Source organism: Nosocomiicoccus massiliensis (assembly GCF_000438455.1).
In the GTDB taxonomy this organism is placed as follows: domain Bacteria; phylum Bacillota; class Bacilli; order Staphylococcales; family Salinicoccaceae; genus Nosocomiicoccus; species Nosocomiicoccus massiliensis.
In genome coordinates this window covers 1-10661 of sequence record NZ_CAVG010000055.1, presented here as the reverse complement: position 1 = coordinate 10661, position 10661 = coordinate 1, and the positions used below count along the sequence as shown (strand labels likewise).

Below are 10661 nucleotides of genomic sequence, written 5' to 3'. Positions count from 1 at the left end.
GAATCTTTCACAAAAGAGAAGATAATTAATTATGCTAATAACTCAAAATCCCATGCATAGAAAAGGTGAGTGAGTATATTATATTTAAAGTTTTGAAGAATATTGTAACTTCACATGGTGTGAAACATTAGAAAGGGTGTCTCATGATTATGGAAGATCAACCAAAAAAGATAAGAAAACGTAGACGTCGTAAAAAGAAAATGCCTGTATGGCTAAAAGTACTAATCACATGTTTTCTTTTATTTATTATCGCAGGTGCAGCTTTTGCAGGATTTACTTTTTATAAGTTAAACCAATTGAGTACGAGTATTAATGAAGGTACGGAAGAGAGACAAGCTTCTAAACTTAGAAGAGAAGATGTAAATGTTGATAAAAAAGACCCGATTTCGATCGCGTTATTCGGTATTGACTCGGACGAATCTCGAGATGGACTGGGAGAACGTTCGGATTCGATTATTCTTTTATCAGTAAACCCAAATACTGACAAAACAGTAATGGTGAGTGTCCCGAGAGATACGCGTGCTGAAATTGTTGGTAATGGTACCGTTGAGAAAATTAACCACGCGTATGCCATTGGTGGACCAAGTATGGCTAAGGATTCCCTTGAGAATTTAATGGATGTACCGATAGACCATTATGTCAGCATTAATATGGATGGCCTTAAGGACCTAATAGATATAGTTGGTGGCGTAACTGTGACAAGTAATGCTACATTTACTGTAAGAGGGAATTCGTATGTTGAAGGATTACCTTATGACATGGATGGTACAGAGGCTCTTGCGTTTACGAGAAGTCGTTATGAAGAAGGTTCTGGTGGTGACTTCGGTCGTCAGGATCGTCAACAGCTAGTCGTTGAGGCATTAGGTCAAAAGTTATTATCCGTTGGTTCAATTACGAGAATTAACTCGATTGTAGACACACTTGGCTACAATGTAAAAACAGACTTAACGATGGCTGATATTCAAGATATCGGTACTAAATATAATGGTGCGCGTCGTAATGTTGAACGTTTACAATTAGACGGCTCTGGTGAAATATTAGACGATAACTTATGGTACTTCTTCCCAAATGAAGAAAGTTTAGAAGAAGTGAAGAGAAAGTACAGAGAGAATTTAGAGATAGATTAGAAATAACCCGTATATTTAAATAAAGAAATTAGAGTATTAATCTTGCTACCCCTAATTAGACCTCCGTGGCTATAAGGGGTTTCTTTATATAATGATATAGAAAACTAATTATAAGATTTGAGGACTGATCTATGGAAAATAATTTAGAACAAATAATGACAATCACTTCAACTCGTTTAGCAAAAAAATATTAGAAAACTATATATCACTAGAGATAAAATCACCTTACTCTATGGTTGTATGAACCTTATCTTTATAATAAAAAAAGACATGTCGTGATGACATGTCTTTTGCCTCTATCCACGTGGTTAGACGTAGCAAGGTAGGACTTCCCTTATTCCTTATAATTAATAATAATAGGAATTGTGTTTTATCGCAAGAGATAGTGGGAGCCACACAATAATTACTGACAAACCGCTTCATATAGCTTTATCCTACATCCCACTTTAAACAATCACCGTAATCTTCGTGCCTTTGCCTTCTTCGGATTCTACTTCTATATCCCCGCCATGTAGGTCGATGATTTCTTTGACAATCGCCATTCCAAGACCGTTTGATGGGATGTTGTCTTCGGCTCGATGGTCTTTGTGAAATCTTTCAAAGAGATGCGCTTTTGTATCTTCGTTCATCCCGATGCCGTCATCTTCTACGATGATTTCTGCGCGCTCATTGTTTTTTCTGATATAGATATTGATTTCACCGTAATGATTCGTGTACTTAATCGCGTTAGTGAGTAGGTTCGTGATTGCCTGATATAAGAGATGGCTGCTGCCATATATTTCTATGTCTTCAACGTGCGTCATTAAAAAGATTTCTTTTTGGTCGAGCATATATGACTGACTTTGGACGATTTCGTTTATAAATGGTCGTGCACCGAAGTGCGTTTTCTCTAGTTGAGATTCACTATGTTCAATTGAAGCGAGGAGCAACAGCTGTTTTGTCAACCCACTCAAACGCTTTGCTTGGTGTTCCATATTTTGAATCGTGTCTTTATTGTAGTCTCGTTTTAATGATTCAAGCTGCATGAGTAAATTCGCGATCGGTGACTGAATTTCATGTGAGACGTTAGCGACGAATCGTTCGTTCGTGTTTTGCTGATCTCGAATCGCTTGACTCATATGAGCCATCTCACGTTGCAGCGTTCCAATTTCATCACGTCTAGTAACAATATTTTCTGTCGTATATTTTCCTAACCGTATGTCACTTGCGAAATTTTTTAATCTAATGACCGGTGCGATTATAAAGTTAGACGATAAAGCAACAAATATAATTGAGAAAACGATCAAGAGACTCAGTAGAATCGCTAAAAATATACGAAACTCTCCCATACTTTCTCCGACGTTTGGTCGCATAAATACAGAATACATCTCACCGTCAATTGTGACATTTGTGCCGACAGTGTTTTTTGTTTCATTATCAAAAAATCCTGTAATTAAAATGTTGAACGGTCGATTTTTAATTCCGTGATAGATGTCACCTTGCAATGCATTTTCTGGTAAGTTATCGAGTCGAAACGGATCGCCGTAAAACTGTTTTTCTCCGTCTTTAATCACGATGAGTTGAAAGTCTAAACTCGCAATTTGGTTAAAAATTTCTTCGGCAGGCCTCGTATCATTTTCTATAAACTCTTTTTGTTTTAATAACGTTTCAGTAATGCGCGCGTCGTTTTTTTCTTTCTCATAAAAATGGTAGTAGACGTTTGAGAGTAGAAATGCGAGTATGCTGCTTATTGCCATAACGACGAGTGTAATGACGATAAAACGCGTCGACAAATGTTTAAAGTTCATGGACTTGATATCCAATCCCGCGCACTGTTTTAATCTCAATACGAGAGTTTACAGCACTGAGTCGTTTTCTCACACGTTTAATATGCACGTCTACCGTACGTTCGTCACCTTCAAAGTCATACCCCCAAATTTCTTCAATGAGCATATCTCTACTACATACATTCGGATAATTGATGAAAAGCTTCTCGAGCAACTCGAATTCTTTTCTCGGGAAATATAGTGTTTCAGAATCGACTTCGACTAAGTACGCATTACTATCTAAAGTGACGTTTCCGATCGTCGTATTTGATGATTGACCGTATCTTGAAAGGACCGCTTCAATTCTAAATTTTAACTCTTCAGGTTCAAACGGTTTCGTCATATAATCATCTGTTCCAGCTTGATACGCTTCACGTTTATCATATAATTCACTTCTCGCTGTAAGCATAATGACCGGTATATCGTAATCGTTTTTTATATGTTTACAAAGTTCAAAGCCGTTCATATACGGCATCATGACGTCGACAACAGCGAGGTGTATATCTTCATCTTGTAAAATATCGAAAGCTTGCATTGCGTCTTCGGCTAGAAACGGCGTGTAGTCGGGCTGTAACTTTGATGCGACCATATCACGAAGGGACGCTTCGTCGTCAACAATTAAAATATTTACCATAATTTCCTCCTAAAATAATTTGTTCATATTGAGTTCACAGTAGCGGTGTAATATACACGGTGAAGGAAGGGATGGACCAATGAAAATCGCTTTTAAAGAATTGAAATACTATAAATTTAAATATTTAATGATCGGCATAATTTTATTTTTACTCGCATTTTTAGTCATGTTTGTTTCAAGTTTAGCACAAGGGCTTGGAAAAGATAATATATCAATGATTGAGTCATTATCTCGCGAAAAAATTCTTATTGAAGACGATTCGAACAACGAGATTCAGCAGTCGGTGTTAAGTGAAGACGTCGTAAATGACGCACGCGACAGTGGCTATAAAAGTCTATCGATGACACCTCTAAGATTTGAAAACAACGACAACGTACAACTCGTTTATACAGATGCTGTGAATTTAAATATTGTTGAAGGAAGTAAGCCAAACGGAAAAGATGAAATACTCATTGACAGTACGATGGCAGAAAGTTATAACGTCGGTGATACAGTTGAAGTAAAGGACTCAGATATCACATACAAGATAAGCGGATTTGTTAAACGTCAAATGTACGCGCACACGCCAATCGCTTTTACAACAAAAGATGGCTTTGAAAAAATTAAAGAAGCGGACGCTAATATTATGGTCGGTAGCGATGAGTTTAAAGCAGACGGAATCACGACGATTACGAAAAAAGATTTAATGAACGGCATCCCGAGCTATCAAGCAGAACAGTTACCACTCAATTTAATGGTCGTGTTTTTATTCGTCATTTCTGCGATTGTGATTAGTGCATTCTTCTACGTTATTACGATACAAAAAACGAAAGAATACGGCATTTTAAAAGCAATCGGCACAAAAAATATGCGTATGGTATCGATGATTGTCACTGAAGTGTTCGTCATCGTTATATTAAGTACGTTATTCGCGATTGGTCTCACGTACTTACTGAGTACTTTATTACCAGTTACGATGCCGTTTTTCGTAAACAATAAATTAGTCGTACTATTATTTGGATCATTTATGGTCGTGTCATTAATTGGCGCACTGTTATCAGTAATAAAAGTCGTAAAAATCGATCCGTTAACTGCGATAGGAGGAGATTAATATGTTAAAGCTAGAGAATATATCAAAAACTTACGGTAAAGGTGATACTCAAACTGAAGTGTTAGAAGATATCAATTTAAAAGTAGACAGTGGAGAGCTCGTCGTATTATATGGACCGTCCGGTTCAGGGAAAAGTACGCTATTATCGATTATCGGCGCTCTTTTATCACCAACAGATGGAAAGATTATTATGAATGGAGACGACTGGACGTCTTATAAAGATAGCGAAATGACAGGCTTACGACTCGGAGAAATTGGATTTATATTTCAAGAGTCGCACTTACTGCCGTACTTAAAAGTCCGCGAGCAACTCGAGTTTGTCGGACGTGAAGCGGGCATGGGTAAGAAAGAAGCAAAAGCACGTGCTGAAGAAATCCTTAAACTATTTGGACTCGAGCACCGACTCGACCATTACCAAAAATCACTATCTGGTGGTGAACAGCAACGCGTTGCGATTGCTCGCGCGTTTATGAACGATCCGTCACTCATATTAGCAGACGAACCAACTGCATCACTCGATTTCGAGCGCGCAGTACAAGTCGTCGAAGTCATCCAACAGCGCGTCAAAGAAAACGGCGCAGCATGCATCATGATCACGCACGACCAGCGCATCTTTAAATACGCAGATCGTCTATACGTCTTAAAAGGCGGTAAGTTAGAAGAAGAAAAAATACAAGATAAAGAAAGTGCATAGAGATAGATAGACTTTCTTTATCGAAATCTCGCGGATTCCCCTGAGCTATTCCTAGATTCCCCCTAAAGATATAGGATAGTTCGGGGGAATCTTTTATTTAGTTGGATAGAGCTAATTAAACTGGGTGAGAATCGTCGGTGGAAGTCCGGGTTCGCCGTCGATTCCGGTTATCGTCTGCGAAAACGAACTCTCGCCGACGCAGCCAGCATTATCGTCGGCGACTTTTTATTTCACCGACGGTAATAACAGTATCGTCGGCGAAAAACGGGATTTTCGAGAATTCGCCGACGATTCGGCAATTCCCGACGGCGAATAGAAATTTGGCCGACGATAAGTCCCATAGCGACGGTGAAAACTTGAGTTCACCGACGATTCCATCAAAATCAGCGAATCGTCGGCGAGCAAGCTCATTCACCGACGATTCGAACCAATTTCCAGCCGCTAGCCGAGCACTCTCATTCAAATTCGCCGTCCGTACGCACCAAACCTATACAAGATAAAATACTACGGGGCTTTTTTTCTTCATCGTAATGTATAATACGTACCGCGACCTTTATTATGGCGCACGCATTCCTCATTTAATGCTTTTTGTAAATTATGTTTTGTGAGTACGCCACCTGAGAAGTCGATTAGTGCAGGTACGGTGATTTTCTCTGTCGGAAAAAGGACGGAGAAGTCCCGAGCGGTTTCAAGTACTACTTCTTTTACTGAAGTTTTAAAGTCACATATCTCGCAAGTAAAAGAATTTCGCCCAGATAGGTGAAGCGGCGTTCCGTCGTTAAAGCAAAAGACATTTTTCTTTAAATCATCGTAATGATAGATGTTTTGTGCGGGGCGAGTGTCTTTTATATTATGTGCGAGCAACTTTTCCTTTAACTGAAGAGTGGTATCATTCACAGCATCTCGATTTCTAGCCAAATTGTCTAGCACGCGCCTCAGTTGTGCACGGGTAATAATCGATAGGTGATCCGGTGCATTATACAAATGGAATTCCTCGTTTATAAACACTACATAATGACGCACCGATTTTCGTACACCGATACGCTGCAATAACTCCCGAAACTTACTCGACGCTTCATCGACTTGCCTTACAGGCGAAGGGATTTTTTGCATATTATGATATACATAAAATTCATCATCTTTATAAATAAAATCACCGATATAATTTTTTACTTCGAATAGTATGCATTCATTATTAAATAAAGAAACAGTATCGATTTGACGCGTCGAGCCATCAATTTCAAACGTAAAATCATGGATGCTCGTACACGAATTATACGAAGAAATAATCTCAGAAAACTCATTTTCACCTTCAAACCCACGCTCTAATCGCTCTAAGTAATATTTAGAATCATCATCGAGCGGCAAGCGCCACTTTAGTGCACGCAGTTGTTGATGCGCAAAACTTCTTTCTAACATATATAACCTCCAGCTGTTTTACGCTTATACTAACTGATAAAGTACTTTTGGTCTAAAAGCGAAATTTTAATTTCTGTTCTTAAAATACGTAGTATTTTAAAAATCATTCGCAGTTTTTAAGTAATTCCTAGAGCAGATTTTTAAAATCTGTATGCAAAATAAAAAAGATGAGTCTCCTCATCTTTATTTCACTTTATTGACGTATGCGATTATTCCGCCGTTTAAGTTTTTAAATTCGTAACCGAGTTGTTCTAAGTACTGTGATGCCATTTCACTGCGTTTTCCAGAGCGGCAATATGCATAATACTCGCGGTCTTTCGGTAAATCAAACGTCTCGATTTCATCAAGTGGATATAAAAGCGCGCCAGGGATGTGTACTTCATCGTATTCTTCTTTTGAACGCACATCGATTAACTGCTTGTTGTCCGCGAGTTTTTGTAATTCATCTTTTGTAAAATTCAGCATTTCTAACTGTTCCATTGAAATCCTCCCAACTTTATCTCTAATTTGATTTTATATGAACTTTTCCAAATTGCATACAAAAAACACCGTATCCGATTCGGATACGATGTTTGAAACTGTTCTTATTCTTCGCCGCTAAGTTTGACTAAGATTTTCGCTTGGCTCTTATCTTCGATAAGAGTGTTGAAACCTTTGTCGATGATCTCATCAAGCTCAATTTCACTTGTAATCATTGGGCTTGGATCGATTTGACCTGACTCAATCATTTTAACAGTTGCTTCAAAAATGTCTGGCTCATATCCAAGTGTAGAAGAAATTCTTACACCACTTGTTGTGAGTAACATTGGGTTGAAGTCAATTGCTTTTTCAAAGATTGAAACGATTGTTACCATACCTCTTGGGCGAGTTGATTTAATAGATTGTTCTAACGTAATCGGTACACCAGCAACCTCAAATGTACGATCTACGCCGTCTGGATAGTACTGGTGGATAAACTCGATAGGGTCTTCTTTACCACTATTTAATGTGTGAGTTGCACCGAATTCTTTTGCCTTTTCTAAACGCTCGTCTGATAAGTCGAATACGAAGATATCTCTTGCACCAGCCGCACGTGCAGCAAGTACAGTTACTAGACCAATTGGTCCTGCACCGTAAATCGCAACAGACTCTGCAAATTCCATTTCAGATTCACGAATCGCTTGTAACGCTACAGCTGTTGGCTCAACAAGCGCACCAATTTTTAGTGAAGTTGAATCTTGTAACTTCACGATATTTTCTTTTGGAACAACGACGTAATCAGCGAACGCACCATCACAACCAAGACCGATGAAAGTACCTTCTTTATAGAAGTCATATAACGGATTCGGGTGTAAGTTATTCGTTAACGCTGGGTTTACGCATACTTTATCTCCAACGTTTAACCCTTCAACACCTTCACCTAACTCCTCAATGACACCAGAAAACTCGTGTCCCATAACGACTGGACGCTCTTGACCAGTGATTGGGTTCGGTTCATCACCAGGAATGAAGATCGGACCACCAAGATATTCGTGTAAATCCGTACCACAAATACCAGTCCAAGCAACCTTAACTTTAACAAGACCATCTTGAACTTTAGGTTCTTCAACCTCTTCAACACGGACGTCTTTCGTGTCATAGTAAACTACTGCTTTCATCAAAAACACTCCTTTTATATTTATATATCTAATATACCCAGTAATCCTGAAAAATTATGCATGATAAGAAGAAAAAATTCGACGATTTTGTGAGAAATTGAACTTTCTGGGTGTGTTTTGGCGAGTGATGAGTGGGGGAGCGGGCTTTTAATCTTCTTAAATAGATAAAAAACTAGGGTTGCATGACAATATGGGACAAGCTATCGCAAATCGATGAAAAACCCCGGGGCTGGCGCGAATCGTCGGTGAAATAGAATTCCCACAGACGCTGTGAGACTTATCGTCGGCCAAATTTCTATTCGCCGTCGGGAATCATCGAATCGTCGGCGAATTCTCAGGAAACCACTTTTTCGCCGACGATACTCGATTTACCGTCGGTATTTTAAAAACTCGCCGACGATAATCCTGTTAGCGACGGTGAAGATGTCAGTTCGCCGACGATACGAGAAATGGGGAGAGTGCCAATATATGGTTAGCAATTATATTTAATGTGATGTAACATTATTAGTAAAAGCTTGATTTTTATGATAAGGCTTTTTTTATCTAAAAATAGGTTTTCAAAATAATAAATAGGGAGATCTAACAATGACAGAAAAAATTAGCACAAAAACGTTGTACCAAACATTATGGAATTCAGCAGACTTATTGCGTTCTAAAATGGATGCGAATGAATATAAAGATTACCTGCTAGGCCTCGTTTTCTACAAATACTTATCAGATAAAATGCTCTATTACATAACTGAATTAATGGAGTCTCCGACTCAAGATTTAAATGAGGCACAGCAAATTTATGAAGAAATATACAGCGACGATGAAGACCGTGAAGACTTATTATATGATGTACAAGATACATTCTCATATACGATTAAACCTGAGTTAACTTTCACAAAGCTAATGTCACAGATTAACGATGGTACGTTTGAATTAGAATCTCTAGCGAGAGGATTTAAAGATATCGAGCAGTCATCTGAAGCATTTGAAGATCTGTTTGAAGACATTGATTTATATGCACGTCGACTTGGAACAACAGATCATAAGAAAAACGAATTAATCGCTTCAGTGATGAAAGAACTGTCTACATTAAACTTAACAGGTCATGTCGGTGACGTGCTTGGTGATGCTTATGAATACTTAATCGGACAATTTGCATCTGAATCTGGTAAAAAAGCAGGGGAGTTCTATACACCACAACCTGTATCAGAATTAATGACTCGTATCGCAATAGAAGGTAAGGAAAATAAAGAAGGACTTACTGTATATGACCCGACGATGGGTTCTGGATCACTCATGCTAAACGCGAAAAAATATTCAAATCACCCAGGAAAAATCTCATATTTTGGTCAAGAATTAAACAATACGACATATAACTTAGCGCGAATGAACATGATTTTACACGGTGTACCAATTGCGCAGCAACACCTACATAACGCAGACACACTAGATGCCGACTGGCCAACAGAAGAACCGACAAACTTTGATATGGTACTTATGAACCCACCATATTCAGCAAAATGGTCAGCAGAAAAAGGCTTCTTAATGGATAACAGATATTCTAGATACGGCCGACTTGCGCCAAAATCAAAAGCGGATTTCGCATTTCTATTACACGGATTCTATCACTTAAAAGATACAGGAACGATGGCAATCGTACTCCCACACGGTGTATTATTCCGTGGTGGTGCAGAAGAAGCAATCCGTAAAAAATTATTAGAAGATGGATCAATCGACGCAGTAATTGGATTACCTTCGAACTTATTCTTTAACACGTCTATACCAACGACAATCGTAATCTTGAAAAAAGACCGTCCTAACCGTGACGTTCTATTCATCGACGCGTCAGCAGAATTCGAGAAAAAGAAAAACCAGAACCACTTAACAGAAGAACACATCAATAAAATATTAGAGACATATAAAAATAGAGAATTCGTAGACAAGTATGCTTACGTTGCAGAATTTGAAGAAATAAAAGAAAACGACTTTAACTTAAACATCCCGAGATACGTCGATACATTCGAAGAGCCAGAACCAATCGATATTAAAGAACTATCAAGAGAAATGCAGGAGATCAATAAAGAAATCGCTGAAGCGGAGAAAGAATTCCTTGCGATGCTTGATGAGTTAGAAGTGACAGATGAATCGAGAGAAATCATTGAGGCGACAAGGGAGATGTTCAAATAATGAAAAAACAAGGTGAGCAGAGACTGGTGCCTAAGCTAAGATTCAAAGGATTCAGTGAAGATTGGGAGCAGTGTAAG

At 38.5% G+C, this 10661-nt stretch carries 10 protein-coding genes; 5 read left to right on the top strand and 5 right to left on the bottom strand.

Features of this window, described 5'->3' with window-relative positions:
• The first annotated feature begins 149 nt into the window (after positions 1–149).
• The gene (locus tag TJ68_RS02705; RefSeq protein WP_081643646.1) at positions 150–1127 is read left to right on the top strand and encodes an LCP family glycopolymer transferase; all 978 of its coding nucleotides are present in this window, start codon (positions 150–152) and stop codon (positions 1125–1127) included.
• 446 nt (positions 1128–1573) lie between these two features.
• Here the strand turns inward: TJ68_RS02705 and TJ68_RS02700 are convergent, their stop codons facing one another.
• Positions 1574–2914 carry a sensor histidine kinase gene (locus tag TJ68_RS02700; protein WP_040928598.1) on the bottom strand — a complete coding sequence of 447 codons (1341 nt, stop codon included), beginning with the start codon at positions 2912–2914 and terminating at the stop codon, positions 1574–1576.
• Positions 2904–3566 carry a response regulator transcription factor gene (locus TJ68_RS02695; protein WP_040928597.1) on the bottom strand — a complete coding sequence of 221 codons (663 nt, stop codon included), beginning with the start codon at positions 3564–3566 and terminating at the stop codon, positions 2904–2906. Before TJ68_RS02695 ends, TJ68_RS02700 begins: the two co-directional genes overlap by 11 nt.
• A gap of 79 nt (positions 3567–3645) precedes the next feature.
• On the opposite strand from TJ68_RS02695, the gene TJ68_RS02690 reads away from it, so the two are divergent.
• From TJ68_RS02690 to TJ68_RS08485, 3 genes are all read left to right on the top strand, one after another.
• On the top strand, positions 3646–4656 hold the full coding sequence (locus tag TJ68_RS02690) for an ABC transporter permease (protein ID WP_040928596.1): 1011 nt from the start codon (positions 3646–3648) through the stop codon (positions 4654–4656).
• 1 nt (position 4657) lies between these two features.
• Positions 4658–5350 (top strand): ABC transporter ATP-binding protein, encoded by a 693-nt coding sequence (locus tag TJ68_RS02685; RefSeq protein ID WP_040928595.1) that lies wholly within the window; start codon positions 4658–4660, stop codon positions 5348–5350.
• A gap of 124 nt (positions 5351–5474) precedes the next feature.
• Positions 5475–5666 (top strand): hypothetical protein, encoded by a 192-nt coding sequence (locus TJ68_RS08485; RefSeq protein ID WP_162138446.1) that lies wholly within the window; start codon positions 5475–5477, stop codon positions 5664–5666.
• Between the two features lie 206 nt (positions 5667–5872).
• Here the strand turns inward: TJ68_RS08485 and TJ68_RS02675 are convergent, their stop codons facing one another.
• The 3 genes from TJ68_RS02675 to TJ68_RS02665 form a co-directional block, all read right to left on the bottom strand.
• Positions 5873–6769, bottom strand: coding sequence for a nuclease-related domain-containing protein (locus TJ68_RS02675; RefSeq protein ID WP_040928593.1), 897 nt, complete (start codon positions 6767–6769; stop codon positions 5873–5875).
• A gap of 183 nt (positions 6770–6952) precedes the next feature.
• Positions 6953–7249 (bottom strand): rhodanese-like domain-containing protein, encoded by a 297-nt coding sequence (locus TJ68_RS02670; protein ID WP_040928592.1) that lies wholly within the window; start codon positions 7247–7249, stop codon positions 6953–6955.
• Positions 7250–7353: 104 nt separating this feature from the next.
• The gene (locus tag TJ68_RS02665) at positions 7354–8406 is read right to left on the bottom strand and encodes a 2,3-butanediol dehydrogenase (RefSeq protein WP_040928591.1); all 1053 of its coding nucleotides are present in this window, start codon (positions 8404–8406) and stop codon (positions 7354–7356) included.
• A gap of 585 nt (positions 8407–8991) precedes the next feature.
• Between TJ68_RS02665 and TJ68_RS02660 the strand changes: the two genes are divergently transcribed.
• Positions 8992–10584 (top strand): type I restriction-modification system subunit M, encoded by a 1593-nt coding sequence (locus TJ68_RS02660; RefSeq protein ID WP_040928590.1) that lies wholly within the window; start codon positions 8992–8994, stop codon positions 10582–10584.
• Positions 10585–10661: the final 77 nt, after the last annotated feature.

What these genes read in the sequence shown, in the direction of transcription:
- TJ68_RS02675 (WP_040928593.1), bottom strand. Translation starts at nt 6,769, where the DNA reads ATGTTAGAAAGAAGTTTTGCGCATCAACAACTGCGTGCACTAAAGTGG.
- TJ68_RS02700 (WP_040928598.1), bottom strand. Translation starts at nt 2,914, where the DNA reads ATGAACTTTAAACATTTGTCGACGCGTTTTATCGTCATTACACTCGTC.
- TJ68_RS02705 (WP_081643646.1), top strand. Translation starts at nt 150, where the DNA reads ATGGAAGATCAACCAAAAAAGATAAGAAAACGTAGACGTCGTAAAAAG.
- TJ68_RS02685 (WP_040928595.1), top strand. Translation starts at nt 4,658, where the DNA reads ATGTTAAAGCTAGAGAATATATCAAAAACTTACGGTAAAGGTGATACT.
- TJ68_RS02665 (WP_040928591.1), bottom strand. Translation starts at nt 8,406, where the DNA reads ATGAAAGCAGTAGTTTACTATGACACGAAAGACGTCCGTGTTGAAGAG.
- TJ68_RS02660 (WP_040928590.1), top strand. Translation starts at nt 8,992, where the DNA reads ATGACAGAAAAAATTAGCACAAAAACGTTGTACCAAACATTATGGAAT.
- TJ68_RS02670 (WP_040928592.1), bottom strand. Translation starts at nt 7,249, where the DNA reads ATGGAACAGTTAGAAATGCTGAATTTTACAAAAGATGAATTACAAAAA.
- TJ68_RS02695 (WP_040928597.1), bottom strand. Translation starts at nt 3,566, where the DNA reads ATGGTAAATATTTTAATTGTTGACGACGAAGCGTCCCTTCGTGATATG.
- TJ68_RS02690 (WP_040928596.1), top strand. Translation starts at nt 3,646, where the DNA reads ATGAAAATCGCTTTTAAAGAATTGAAATACTATAAATTTAAATATTTA.